This window comes from Paenibacillus agricola, from assembly GCF_011440305.1.
Classification (GTDB): Bacteria; Bacillota; Bacilli; order Paenibacillales; family NBRC-103111; genus Paenibacillus_S; species Paenibacillus_S agricola.
The window spans coordinates 632331-645093 of sequence record NZ_JAAOIW010000003.1 but is presented as its reverse complement, the minus strand read 5'-3'; the positions used below and the strand labels follow the sequence as shown (position 1 = coordinate 645093).

Genomic DNA, 12763 nt, shown 5'->3' with positions numbered 1-12763 from the left:
GGATATATTTCTTTGAAAATGTAATACAAAAAGCCCTCTATCTCGAAGCCCCATCCTTCGGGATCAAGGGCTTTTACCGTTACCGTTGCGGCACCTCTACGGTTCGCCGCTCCAATGAGGATTGATAAATGCTTTTCACCAATTGCAGCGACTTTCTTCCTTCGGCTCCATTGACCAAGGGCTGCCTGTCTTGCTCAATGGCCTCGATGAAATCGATATATTGCTGTTTGTGCGCTTCGCCCAAATGGTCCACGGGGACAGCGGGATGGTTAATCGTCAGCTCAGGACGATCCTGAATGTGCAAAGTCCGAATATAAGGAACCTCGGTTCCCGCTAATTCAAGCGTGCCCTTCGTCCCGTGGAACGTCAATAGCTGGGGATGGTCGGGGTAGATCGAGGTCGTCCCTTGGATAATGCCCATGGCTCCATTGGCAAAATTGACAATAGCGGCAGCGGTATCCTCGACTTCTATTGCATGCTTGAGTGTTTTAACCTGTGCGGTCACAGAAGAGACTGAACCTGCTAACCACAGCAATAGATCGATCCCGTGAATGCCTTGGTTCATCAGGGCGCCCCCGCCATCCAACTCTTGTTTCCCTTTCCATGAGCTGTTCTCATAATAAGTTTCCGGACGGTAAAATTTCATATAAGTGTCTACCTCGATAAGTGCACCTAACAAGCCTTCCTCCAATATGCGTTTTGCTTTTTTCGTCTCCTCCATAAATCGAAGTTGAAAAATCACCCCAAGCTTAACGCCGTTTTCCTTGCATACCTGGATGGCTTCATCAGCTTGCTCCAAAGCAATATCCAGAGGTTTTTCTACAAGCACATGCTTGTGGTGCTGGGCTGCCTGAATAATCAGCTCTGCATGCGTCCCGCTTGGTGTGCAAATAGCAACAGCATCAATATCGGAAGCCATCAGCAGCATTTCCAAATCCGTCGAATGCTTGCAGCCATATTTTCGGGCAAAATCTGCCCCATACCGCTCATTACGGCTATGTACCCAAGTTAAATGATGGCCGTCCAGCGATTGAATGACTTCAGCATGAATGTGGCTGATCATACCCGTACCGATAATAGCAAAATTCATAATTTAGCGCCTCCAATTCGGATAAATTTTTCTTAGTTCCAGTCCCAGTGTCCCAGTCCCAGTCTTAATCTGTGGGAGGGGATATTCACTGGAGAGACGACAGCGGAACGGTTTTGTACTGACGCCGTTCCCGTTCAAGCTGATAAGCAGGCCTCAAAGCCGGACTGCTCGCCTTGGGCATTAATAATATTAGGTAATGCCGAATATACCATAAATCATTTTCGAATAAAATACGTATTTATCGATATGAAGAAATGGACGCTGCAGGTGCTCGTCAAGCCGCTGGGTTAAGAAAAGTTGTGCAACAAATCTGAATCTTAGGTTATAATGGGAAGAAAATGGCATCAGGGGAGCGCATACTAGCAGATGTTGAAAACTTCATATCGTTGGTTAATGGGAATTATAGGTTTAGCTTTGGTTATACTGGTAGGCTATGTATGGCTAGTAACGGTTGACGAGACCGAAACTACCTCTGGGGTAGCTACGGTTAGCGAGACTGAAGCCACGAATACCAATCTGCAGCCCGATGGTAAGCTGCGGGTTATCTTTCTCGATGTGGGGCAGGGAGGCAGCCAGCTACTGATCAGCCCTTCAGGCAAAACGATGCTAATCGATGCTGGCAATAACGATAAAGAGCAGGTAATGGTCGATTACCTAAAGAAGTACCATATCGAGAGGTTGGATCTGATCGTGGGCACCCATCCGGATGCCGACCATATCGGGGGACTTGATAAGGTAATTGACTATGCAAGCGTAGGGAAAATTTATATGCCAAAGGTCTCGTCCACCACCAAGACCTTTGAATCTGTATTGGAATCAGTCAAGAATAAAAGCCTGCAGGTGCAAACGGCTAAAGCCGGACTTTCACTGGAATGGGATAAATCCGTAAAGCTGGAGATGATTGCTCCTGTTGAAACCTATGGCGATCCCAATAATATGAGTGCCGTCATTAAGGTGACCTTTGGCAGCACTTCGTTCCTGTTGACCGGTGACGCAGAAGCCGCTAGCGAGAAGGACATGCTCAAATCAGGCGTTGACCTTTCGGCAACCGTTCTGGGCGTTGGCCATCATGGGTCGAAGTCATCGACTTCCCTGGCTTTTTTGAAGCAGGTCAATCCGAAGTATGCGGTTATCCAATCGGGAAAAGATAACAATTACGGGCATCCAGAAAAAACCATTTTAAGTCGATTAACTAAAGCGGGTGCTGAGGTATTCCGTAATGATCTTCAGGGTACCGTTACGCTAGTTTCTGACGGGAACCAAGTCTCTGTTGCGACGGAAAGGAAGGCGAAGTAAGCTTGAAGGGTATCGTTGACCGTATTGAGGGAAAGATCTATGTTATTGAAATAGATGGTGTAACCACCGATGTCCACCGTAGTAAGGTAGCCCGAGATGTCCGGCCAGGCCATGCTGTTGAGTTTGTGAAAGGGCTGTGGATAGCTGATGCTTCAGCCACTAAGCTAAGAGAGCAGAAGATCGCTAAGCTTATGGACGATGTCTGGGCCAAGGAATAAGGAAGAATGTCCAGAAGAACATAAACCTAAAGCTTTTCTAATTGTTTCCTAACAGTTGTTATATATACTAAAAAGAAAATCCAAAAGAGGTATACATACATGCATTTTTTTTCATATGGGATCGTCGCTAATCAATATAACTCTAATGTGATTTTGAAACGTGGGCTTACTGTAGTTTCCAAGCATGCATGGGTAAAAGGTTCATTATATGATACCGATTTAGGATTTAATGTGATGGATTTTGGAGAAGACAAAGTGGATGGTATTCTGTTTCATGTCGATGAAGAAGCGATAATGACTATTAAAGGGATTGCCCAAAATTTTCAATCGCTTAAGCCTGGTTTGGATTTTGTGCTGACACCAATGGTGGTCTATACGGAAACCGTGGGATATGAGGCCTATGCATTTATTAACGAAAGTGTTGAAGGATTGTTGAAAATATCGAGCAGCTAAAATAGGAACCAAGCCGTCTTTCTACATAGTACACCCTAACATAGATGGGAACCATAAAAAGAAGCTCCATATTGAATGGAAGCTTCTTTTTACCTTATACTATAGAGTGGCTGTCCTCTAAATAGGTTTTTGATCAGGAATTTCAGGAACTACGGGCGGACTGATTTCAGGTGTTTTTTGGGGTTGCGGCGAAATTTCCGGAATCGGATTCGGATTTACTTCTGGTGATGACTTTGGTGATATTTCCGGAATGGGATTCGGATGGGGTGTTACCTCTGGCGGAATATCTGGATTTATTTCCATAATCGGGCTTGAAGCTAATAGCTCTTGCATAACCAACACCTCCTTCGTAGGTATTATTAAACATAATAAGCATTTTTAAATAATTTAATCATCAATTTCGTAAAGAAAAAAATTCCATATCATTTAGGGTTGCATTTAGTATAGGGGATGTGCTATTATAACTAAGCAGTAAAGGTCCGTAGCTCAGTTGGTAGAGCAGTTGACTCTTAATCATCTGGTCGCGGGTTCGAATCCCACCGGGCCTATATTTTATAACAATGATTCCGCTAACTCAGGTTAGCGGTTTTTTTGTGTCTGCTGGGCGGGATAAATATATATATGCGCCTATCATATGCAAAGAAAAAAGCCCGCCTGCTTGGGCTACTCAGGCTCGCGCAGGGGACTTGGGTTTGACTCCGGTTGGAGCTTATTGCGTCGTGCTTGGTGCTATACTTGGTGGGTAGCCCGCTCTGCAACCAAAATTTGCATAAGCACGTTGCCAAGCCGGTGAATCCCTTCTTGAATTCGCGCGTCATCCATATTGGAATAGTTTAAGCGAATCGTGTTCTCATGGCCGCCATTCGGATAGAAGCTTCCGCCGGGAACGAAAGCGACATTTTGTTCGAGGCAGCTAATGAGGACATTCAAGCTCCACGAACGTCCGGTTGGATTCTGGAAGTCCGGGATCACATAAATTAATTTGCTGCGCGCAGTTGCTTGTAGCAGCAGTCGCAGCTGCTGGATATACTTCCTCCTCCTTGGCGGTTAGCGCTGCTGGCTCCGTTGTGAATGGACAGCCGCTGTAGCACCATATTCAGCCTCTGCACGTTCTTTAATACAATAAAGTCGGCTGGTTTCCTCCCAGATTTCTCCGGGCTCCAGGCCGAATAAGCCTGTTTGTTCACGATCCAGCTCTTGCTTTATGTTCGGAGCGTTAACCAGATTAACCTGAGGCTCTGGACAGAAGAAGCCTTCCGTCGCATTGTTATTCCAAATCATCCACTGCTTGTAGCTGGTACCCACATCATAAACAAGAGTGACCTTGCTGCGCAGATCGGTCAGCTCCATCCGGTTGCGCCCATTTTGCGGGCTAGCGGTATAATGGTTGTCCATCGATTCCCAAAAAGGAGATAGCCCTTCGGCTTTCATGCTCGCTTCACCAGGGCTCAATTTTTGAAAACGACCGGTAGGCAGCATGCGCTCATCCAATTCCCAGCGATCGCCGATGGTCAACTTAAAGCGGTAATCGTCTGCAGTGCTTGCCGGGTCGAAAGGGGCATTAATTGCGGTATGGAAAGCCAGCAGGCAAGGCATAAGCGCTTCGCCATCGTTACGCACAATAACATGCTGGGATAGACCAAGCTCGCTTAAGGTGTATCGGATTTTGATCGTAAAGGCATGGGGGATATACGAATATACGGAATGGCCTTCCGTCACGGTTAAGGTAAGGGTGACCCAGCTCTCATTGGAATCGTTTCCAAATCCTTCAACCTTCCAAGGGATGCTGTGGACAAACCCATGTAGATGGTTGCCCGTTGCTGGTTCATTAACAGGAAACTTATAAATATTCCCGTTCCAACGAAATTCGCCATCCTCATAACGGTTGGGGGGGAACAGCACAGGGATTCCATAGCTGTAGGGCCTTGCTTTAAAGGCTTCCATTTCTTCAGGCTCTGGCTCATGTAAAAAACGGTATTGGCTGTCTGTATCGCGAAAAGCAATTAAGTTGGCGCCTATTCCAGGCAGAATAGCAGCTTCATAGGTAGAGGCACGCAGCCAAATGGCTTTTTCTCCTTGATAAATCCCTTCACTAGCATGCGGATGATAGCTCATGTTTCCTCCTGTGATGATATATTGATGACCTAACCTCTATTATAAGAAAAAGAACTAAAAAAACAAACAAAATGATAATTTTACAGCCTGCCAATTCAGGAACACGCTTTATATAATGTGATAAAGGAGATGGTTAGCTTGTTAGTAAAGGAAACATTCGAAAGTACAACCGCTTATGTAAATACGTATTCAATTCCTGCGGAATTAAAAATTACCGATGTTCGCTTCGCAGATATTGATGGGGCTCCGATGCATTGCAGCTTGATCAAGATTTATACGAACCAAGGTTTAGTTGGCTACGGTGAGGTGAGGGACGCTGCTGACAAACGATACGCGTTGATGCTGAAGTGTCGGATTTTAGGCGAGAATCCTTGCAATATTGATAAGCTTTTTCGGCGGATTAAACAATTCGGCGGCCATTCCCGGCAAGGTGGAGGCGTGAGCGGTATTGAAATTGCGTTATGGGACCTAGCTGGAAAAGCTTACGGCATTCCGATTTATCAAATGCTGGGCGGCAAATTCCGCGACAAGATCCGGATGTATTGCGATACCGATGTGATGGGCAGAGACACGGGGCTGTCGATGGGTCATGCGTTGAAATTGAGGATAGAAAAAGGATACACCTTTCTGAAAATGGATCTCGGAATTAACCAAATTATTCACGAGCCGGGTTCTTTGAGCGCACCACTGGGCTTCTTTGAGAATATGAGGAACTTATCCGAGGCATGGGCCAACCGCAAGCATACGCAAATGAGCGAATCGGAGCTTTGCTATGCACGGAATCGACTGTATGATGCCTATAATATAGCCCATCCGTTCACAGGAATTCATGTGACTGAAAAAGGACTGGATATGCTTGAGCAATATGTAAGCGATGTGCGCTCGGTGATTGGCTATGAGGTACCACTGGCGATTGACCATTTCGGGCATATCGGCCTGGAGGATTGCATCAAGCTGGGGCGCCGGATCGATAAATATAATCTTGCTTGGATGGAGGATATGATTCCATGGCAATACACGGACTTATACGTCAGACTTTCAAGGGCCGTGACAACCCCAATTTGCACAGGTGAAGATATTTATTTGAAGGAAAATTTTAAGCCTTTGCTGGAATCAGGTGGCGTTTCCGTAATTCATCCAGACCTGTTGAGCACAGGCGGCATTCTGGAAACGAAAAAAATCGGTGATATGGCTCAAGAGTACGCCGTAGCCATGGCAATTCATATGGCGGAGAGCCCGATTGCCTGCTTGGCTGCAGTGCATTGTGCGGCAGCAACGGAAAATTTCCTCGCGCTTGAATTCCATTCCGACCATGTGTCGTGGTGGGATGATATCGTTATTGGGCGTTCACTTCCCAAGCCTCTGATCCAGAATGGCTTTATCACTGTGCCAGATGCCCCAGGGCTCGGTATCGATGCGTTGAATGATGAGGTGATAGCCGAGCATCTACACGAGGCTATTCCAGGCTTGTGGGAGTCAACGGACGAATGGAATCATTCGGTGTCCAATGACCGGCTGTGGAGCTGATCAATTTTAGCTGTCAAAGCGTCTGACGCTTCCTTGCAGGAATGGAGAAACGCTTTACAGGCTGCAGCTGCGTTGATTGAAAGAGAAAGAACCTTAATCCCTACTATTTAAGTAGGGATTAAGGTTCTTTTTCCAGTCACCAGTCATTCCATTCAATTATGATTCAGATCAATTATGATTCAGAACGGGCTCAGGGCTAAATCTCTTATCGGCACTTACCGCCTCCATAAGTCCTTTGATATAGCCAACACCGTATAAACGCCCCAATAATTCATAGCCGGGATGTGTATTATCTTCGCCCTCCATGGTAGGAACATGGTCAGGTCGTGCCGGCCCCTGGAACCCAACCTCGTAATAGGTACGCATGGCTTCCAGCATATCGGTTTTGCCGTCGTCATGGAACGTTTCCTCGAACTTTTCAGGCGTTCCACGTACATCGCGGAAATGGACGAAGAAAATTTTATCCTGCGCAGCAAACTTGCGGATGACGCTTGGGATATCTTCGCCAGCCGTGGCTAAGGTGCCTTGGCATAACGTAATGCCACTGTAGGGGCTGGGCACCAAATCAATTGCGCGTTGCAGCGCTTCTGAATTGCGCAGGATCCTTGATACTCCGCGTATCGGGGAGATCGGGGGATCGTCGGGATGCAGTGCGAGCTTGACCTTCGCCTTCTCCGCAACAGGGACGATCCGTTCCAAATAATAGTGCAGATTGTCCCACAGCTGGTCCTCTGTGACGATACCGGCCTCCGTGAGTGGTGCATCCGCAAGCAAGGAATGATCATAGCCGGAGACAAGCGCGCCTCCACGGGTACGAATGGTCGTCGAGGTTCGAAACCAATTAAATTGCGCCATAAAATTATAGCAAAGCACGGAAATGCCGGCTGCGCCCATATTCGTAATGAATTGGCACATAATATCGATTTCTTCATCCCGACCGGGCAGCCCCAGCTTGATTCGATTCGTCTCAGGTGCGGATTCGATAACCTGCAGGTCGAGCCCGAAATCGCCAAATCTTTGCTTCATTTGCACCAAATTCATGTAGTCCCAGGGTTTCATGCCATGCTCCTCTTTAGGAAGCGGTCCGACGGCATAAGCAATTCCCATCTGCTTGGCAAGATGCCAAAGCCTGCTCGGGTATCCGGGAAAAAACTCGGCTAATTGAAACATATCATGCCTCCTCTTAAGAAATGGTCTGCCTTTTTATGATAGTCTGTTTTTATTAAAATGGTCTGAACGACTTACTTTTTGTTCAATTTGGCTTCGGTTTCTTTGCCTTTGGCGACGATTTTGTCATAAGCTTGCTCTATAGTCTGCTTTTTGAACATAACGGATTCCATTTCCGCTTTGTAAAGACTGACGAAATCGGACCAGCCTTGTGGCGCAGGATAGAACGGAAGTGCCTTATCCAAGGCAGTAGCTAACAATTCCTTGCCCATTAAATCCTTTTTACTTAATGTTGGCTCCAAGGCTTTGTAGATCGTATCGTTGATGGGAACACCACGTGTCAAGCCGAGAGTTTTTCCAGCTTCTGGATCAGAAATGAAATATTGAAGAAATTTTTTCCCTTCAACTGCATATTTGGAGCTCTTGCTCATGCTCAGGAAGATCGTAGCCTGCGCCCATCCGCCACCGCTAGGGCCAACAGGGTTGTTGACGACGGCAATTTTGCCTGGATTTAACGTTTCCATAACGCCAACAGAGCCAACAGTTACAGCTCTAGCCATAACGCCGGATACCATGGCATCGGCTTTAGGATCATTGTCCTTATAGGCAGAGGAGGTTTCTGCTGAAGGAAGCGAGCCGTCTGCACGCCATTGCTCATGCATATTTTGGAATTTAAACCAAAGGTCCTTATCCAGGTTAAATTTGGTTCCATCCTGCATGATGGGACCCTTGCCGTTGGAGGTTTGGTAAAATTGGTACCAATCCCATACGCTTGTATTATCTGTGAAGGCATACTTGCCCTTCGGCAGCTTCTCGTGGGCTTCTTTCACAAAGGCGAAGTATTCATCCCATGTCCAGTCCTTTTTGGGCAGCTTTACGCCAGCTGCCTCCAGCTCCGTCTTATTGTAAGCGATGCCTGAACCGTTGTGGCTAAGCGGAATTCCATATAATTTACCATCGATCTTGACGTTATTAACAATTCTCGGATCAACAAGCCCCTTTAAGTCAACGTCAGACAGATCCATGAGCAAGCCTTTTTTGGCATACTCATTAATATAAGCTCCATCCATTTGCAAAATATCGGTCATTGAGTTGGAGGCAGCAAGCGTAGGGAGCTTGGCCCAGAATCCATCCCATGCCATATATTCGGAAGTGAATTTAATGTTCGTATTTTTAGCCGAATACATGTCGAGCACTTTGGTTGTAGCTTGATGACGGTCGTCCGCTCCCCACCACATAATGCGCATATCGGCAGGTGTGGCCGCAGTGGGTGTATCCTTGGCTGGGGTACCCGTCCCTGTAGTTTCCACGGCTTTGGAGCAAGCGGTCAGCACCAAGGAAAAAGCAAGCATGGCGAGCAAAAGGTTTTTCTTTTTATTGGATTTCATTATAGATACACTCCCCTAAATCATATAGTTTTACAGAGGCTCCACCAGTTAGTCGATCTGCCTGCACAGCGTAGCGAACGATGCCAAGCCATGGCTAGCTCATGACTGGATTGTATGGCCTTCCGTGAGGCCGATGGGCCTGCAATGCTGTAATTCAGTAATGCGTATGCACGTATTGCACATGTTACACTCCAGAATGTGGCCAACATTCGTGGAAGCAGGTGTTACCAGCTATCAAAACCGTTTATCCTTTTATGCCGGTTGTGGCGATACCTTCAACGAAATGCTTTTGTGCGGTTACAAACAAGATGACGGACGGAACAACCGATAACAAGGACATTGCCAAGAGCTGGCCCCACTGGATTTCGAACTGGTCAATAAACATGCGAAGTGCTAAACCAACCGTATATTTATCGATAGAGCTTAAATACAGAACTTGGCCAAAGAAGTCATCCCAGCTCCATATAAACGTGAAAATCGCTACCGACACCAACGCTGGTTTGATTAATGGAAAAATAATGTGAGAGAACGTCTTATAAACAGAGGCTCCGTCAATTTTGGCAGCTTCGTCAAGCTCTTTGGGAATACCGCGAATAAACTGGACGACCAGAAATATGAAGAAGGCACCGCCCCCTAAGAAATGGGGAAGGATGAGCGGGATGTAGCTGTTCACCAACCCCCAATTGTTGAACATAATATATTGCGGCACGATGGTAACTTGTCCGGGAAGCATTAAAGTGAGCAGCAAAATGGAAAACCAGAAGGAGCGGAACTTAAAATTAATTCGGGCAAAGCCAAAGGCGACTACTGCACTGCTGAGCACGCCCCCCAGCACGTTCCAAAATTCCATGATCAAGGTGTTCATAAAAAATGTCGTAAAGCTGTATTTGGCCGAGAAGGCCCAGCCCTTGGTATAGTTCTCCCACATAAAAGTGGTTGGCCAAATGGATGAAGATTTCATATCTGTTACGGTTTTGAGCGAAGCGCCCAGCCACCAGAAGACGGGATAAATCATAATGAATGAAAACACGAGCAGGATGAAATGGCTGCGAAATGTGCTGAATCCGATAGCTTTGTTCATTTGTCATTCCCTCCTTCCGACTCATAAAATACCCAATACTTAGAGGCCAAGAAGTTTAGACCGGTCATAATGGCAATGATGACGAGCAAGATCCAGGCCAGAGAGGATGCATATCCCATTTGATAATGTTTGAAAGCCTTTTCGTAAAGATAAAAAGCATACATATAAGTAGAGTTTGCGGGTCCACCAGTCGTAATAATGAATGCGGAGGTAAAGGTTTGAAAGGAGCCGATAATTCCAAGGATGACATTGAAAAACATAACAGGGGAGAGCATAGGTAAGGTGATATGGAAAAATTGACGTACTTTGCCTGCACCATCTACCGAGGCTGATTCATATAAATCCTTAGGTATTTGTTTGAGGCCGGCCAGGAAGATAACCATGGTGGAGCCAAATTGCCAGACATTGAGCAAAACGAGCGTGCCGAGCGAAGTATCCGGGTTGGCGATCCAGGCTCTTCCTTGAATGCCAACCCAAGAGAGCACCTGATTGACATACCCATCAAGGCCAAACAAATTACGCCAGAGGACGGATACGGCGACGCTGCCACCGATTAGGGAAGGAAAGTAGATGGCGGTGCGGTACAGGTTCATGCCCTTGAGATTTTTATTAAGCAGGATCGCAACCATCAATGAGAAGAACAATTTGAGAGGCAACGAGAAAAGCACAAAGGTAAAGGTAACGCCCAGCGATTTTTTGAACAGGTTATCCTTTAAAAAGATTTCTGTGTAGTTATCTAATCCGATCCACACCGGCTGCTCCAGAAGTGAATACTCCGTAAAGGACAGATAGAAGGACCGCCCGATCGGCCAAACGGTTAGCAGCAAAAACCCAAGCAGCCAAGGGGAGATAAATATATATCCATCCAAATGATTGCTGAATAAGTTTCTTTTACTTTTGCGGACTGGCAGCTCGGCTACCGTGTTTACATTTGTTATTTCTTTAACCGCCATATATTCACATCCCTTATCATAGGTTTCGAGTACTTTCACAGTGTAGCAAAGCGGGTTTAACCTGCACAGGTGAGGAATTTATGATATTGTTTGATTTTTTAACCACTCTTATTTACGTTAATTTGGCTGATTGCAGGGGAAAATACACATGGTGGCTGAGCATCAATGCGGTAGTTGAGAGGCGGGCTATGATCATCTGAGAGGAGCTTGTGAGGGTAAAGGAACATAAAAGTAATGATCAAATGTAAACGCATACAATTAAATTGGTTACTTATTTAATTCCTTTTGTAATCCCTCCTCTTATTTCCAATATACATACTGACAGAGACTCTATATAGGGGAATTTGATAAGCTATAGGGGGGAATATCATAAGGTTGTTAAGTGGAAAAGCGAAAAATTTATAACCCTGCTATAAAATTTACGTAAAAAAACCGCATCGACAAAACAGAAAAAACGCTTAACATGAGAAGTGGGACTTAAGTTAAGAGGTTTAGTTATAAGACTTAATAAAAGGAAAGAAGGGCTTAGCTTGAATTATGATAATCGGGATGACATGATCCAGCTTACACCACTTTGGCAGGGCGAGAGATTTCCTAATGGCCGGCCCAAGGTGGCTGACGATATTTTGCGGCGTATGGCGAGAATTACCTTGGAGGAAGCCTGGGGGACACTTTGGAATCACGGGTATACCTTTCAATTTGAAGGTGATTTAAAAATCATACATCCAAATCGAGTGATGGTTGGGCGGGCAGTGACCTCGGTCATGGTTCCCAAACGTCCCGATTTACACGATACCTTGTTGCATTATGGCCATGGGCAGGAAAACAGGAATGGCTTTTTCAATCAGTGGGTGATCGATACGCTGCAGGAGGATGATGTGGTGGTAGTCGACCTGTTCGACAAGGTTCATCAAGGCACCTATGTGGGTGGTAATCTCTCGACGGCGATTGCAGCCAAAACCAAACGGGGTGGTGCTGTCATCTGGGGTGGAATCCGTGATACACAGCAAATCGTGGGCATTGAAGGGATTAATATGTATTATCGAGGCAGTGACCCAACGGCAATTGCCGATGTTACAATGGTCGGCTTAAATACACCTTGCCGGATTGGCAAAGCAATATGTCTTCCAGGTGATGTGGTGCTAGGAACGCCGTCAGGTGTACTCTTCATTCCCCCGCATCTGGCTGAGCTTACTGTCGTCCAAGCTGAAAAGTCGCAGGTACGCGATATATTCGGTTTTATCCGCTTAAGGGAGGATATCTATACGACAGCACAAATTGATTCGCCATGGACGGTGTCGATCTGGAATGACTTTATCGGATGGCTCGGTAGCACGGAAGAGGCTTCGGACTTTCGCCAGCTTACATGGGATGTGGAGCTGGAGGAGGCAGGCAAAGCAGAGCTGCAGGGAGGTTCAGGCCAGGTTCGATTGTAAAATAATAAAGGGGCCATATAGGCTGATCACCGTATGCCC

13 protein-coding genes and 1 tRNA gene are annotated in these 12763 nt (G+C 46.2%); 6 read left to right on the top strand and 8 right to left on the bottom strand.

The window, feature by feature from the left end:
• Positions 1–79: 79 nt before the first annotated feature.
• The gene (locus tag G9U52_RS10920) at positions 80–1090 is read right to left on the bottom strand and encodes a Gfo/Idh/MocA family protein (protein ID WP_166149240.1); all 1011 of its coding nucleotides are present in this window, start codon (positions 1088–1090) and stop codon (positions 80–82) included.
• Between the two features lie 366 nt (positions 1091–1456).
• Between G9U52_RS10920 and G9U52_RS10915 the strand changes: the two genes are divergently transcribed.
• The 3 genes from G9U52_RS10915 to G9U52_RS10905 all read left to right on the top strand — a co-directional run bounded on the left by G9U52_RS10915 (position 1457) and on the right by G9U52_RS10905 (position 3057).
• Positions 1457–2386 carry a ComEC/Rec2 family competence protein gene (locus tag G9U52_RS10915; RefSeq protein ID WP_166149238.1) on the top strand — a complete coding sequence of 310 codons (930 nt, stop codon included), beginning with the start codon at positions 1457–1459 and terminating at the stop codon, positions 2384–2386.
• 2 nt (positions 2387–2388) lie between these two features.
• Complete coding sequence (locus G9U52_RS10910; protein WP_166149236.1) at positions 2389–2604, top strand: DUF3006 domain-containing protein; 216 nt, start codon at positions 2389–2391, stop codon at positions 2602–2604.
• 99 nt (positions 2605–2703) lie between these two features.
• The gene (locus G9U52_RS10905) at positions 2704–3057 is read left to right on the top strand and encodes a hypothetical protein (RefSeq protein WP_166149234.1); all 354 of its coding nucleotides are present in this window, start codon (positions 2704–2706) and stop codon (positions 3055–3057) included.
• Between the two features lie 117 nt (positions 3058–3174).
• Here the strand turns inward: G9U52_RS10905 and G9U52_RS10900 are convergent, their stop codons facing one another.
• Entirely contained in the window at positions 3175–3390 is a 216-nt protein-coding gene (locus G9U52_RS10900; RefSeq protein WP_166149232.1) for a hypothetical protein, read from the bottom strand.
• A gap of 142 nt (positions 3391–3532) precedes the next feature.
• Here G9U52_RS10900 and G9U52_RS10895 point away from each other — a divergent pair.
• Positions 3533–3605: transfer RNA gene (locus tag G9U52_RS10895), tRNA-Lys, on the top strand.
• Positions 3606–3786: 181 nt separating this feature from the next.
• On the opposite strand, the gene G9U52_RS10890 is transcribed toward G9U52_RS10895, so the two are convergent.
• Positions 3787–3987, bottom strand: a complete 201-nt coding sequence (locus G9U52_RS10890; RefSeq protein ID WP_166149230.1) for a hypothetical protein — start codon at positions 3985–3987, stop codon at positions 3787–3789.
• Positions 3988–4104: 117 nt separating this feature from the next.
• A complete protein-coding gene (locus tag G9U52_RS10885) occupies positions 4105–5172 on the bottom strand; it encodes an aldose 1-epimerase (RefSeq protein WP_166149228.1) in 1068 nt (355 codons plus the stop codon).
• 138 nt (positions 5173–5310) lie between these two features.
• Between G9U52_RS10885 and G9U52_RS10880 the strand changes: the two genes are divergently transcribed.
• Positions 5311–6699, top strand: a complete 1389-nt coding sequence (locus tag G9U52_RS10880; protein WP_207952889.1) for a mandelate racemase/muconate lactonizing enzyme family protein — start codon at positions 5311–5313, stop codon at positions 6697–6699.
• A gap of 168 nt (positions 6700–6867) precedes the next feature.
• On the opposite strand, the gene G9U52_RS10875 is transcribed toward G9U52_RS10880, so the two are convergent.
• The 4 genes from G9U52_RS10875 to G9U52_RS10860 form a co-directional block, all read right to left on the bottom strand.
• On the bottom strand, positions 6868–7869 hold the full coding sequence (locus G9U52_RS10875; RefSeq protein ID WP_166149224.1) for a mannonate dehydratase: 1002 nt from the start codon (positions 7867–7869) through the stop codon (positions 6868–6870).
• A gap of 71 nt (positions 7870–7940) precedes the next feature.
• Positions 7941–9254, bottom strand: coding sequence for an ABC transporter substrate-binding protein (locus tag G9U52_RS10870; RefSeq protein ID WP_166149222.1), 1314 nt, complete (start codon positions 9252–9254; stop codon positions 7941–7943).
• 244 nt (positions 9255–9498) lie between these two features.
• A complete protein-coding gene (locus G9U52_RS10865) occupies positions 9499–10335 on the bottom strand; it encodes a carbohydrate ABC transporter permease (RefSeq protein ID WP_166149220.1) in 837 nt (278 codons plus the stop codon).
• Positions 10332–11288, bottom strand: a complete 957-nt coding sequence (locus G9U52_RS10860) for a carbohydrate ABC transporter permease (RefSeq protein ID WP_166149218.1) — start codon at positions 11286–11288, stop codon at positions 10332–10334. Before G9U52_RS10860 ends, G9U52_RS10865 begins: the two co-directional genes overlap by 4 nt.
• 530 nt (positions 11289–11818) lie before the next feature.
• Between G9U52_RS10860 and G9U52_RS10855 the strand changes: the two genes are divergently transcribed.
• The gene (locus tag G9U52_RS10855; RefSeq protein ID WP_166149216.1) at positions 11819–12724 is read left to right on the top strand and encodes an RraA family protein; all 906 of its coding nucleotides are present in this window, start codon (positions 11819–11821) and stop codon (positions 12722–12724) included.
• The last annotated feature ends 39 nt before the right edge of the window (positions 12725–12763 follow it).